Here is a 221-nt window from a genome sequence, read left to right on the forward strand (position 1 = left end):
AGAGCGCACCCCTGATAAGGGTGAGGTCGGCAGTTCGAATCTGCCCAGACCCACCAATTTTGTGTGGGAAACCTGTAGAAAATACGGGGCCATAGCTCAGCTGGGAGAGCGCCTGCCTTGCACGCAGGAGGTCAGCGGTTCGATCCCGCTTGGCTCCACCACTACTGCTTCTGAAGTTTGAAAGCTTAGAAATGAGCATTCCATTGTGATGATGGTGAATG

Annotated in this window: 1 tRNA gene; it reads left to right on the top strand. The window is 53.4% G+C overall.

From position 1 onward, the window contains the following. Positions 1 to 85 precede the first annotated feature (85 nt). A tRNA-Ala gene (locus NN484_RS27235) sits at positions 86 to 161 on the top strand. The last annotated feature ends 60 nt before the right edge of the window (positions 162 to 221 follow it).

Origin of the sequence: Pseudomonas serboccidentalis (assembly GCF_028830055.1) — a bacterium.
GTDB lineage: Bacteria > Pseudomonadota > Gammaproteobacteria > Pseudomonadales > Pseudomonadaceae > Aquipseudomonas > Aquipseudomonas serboccidentalis.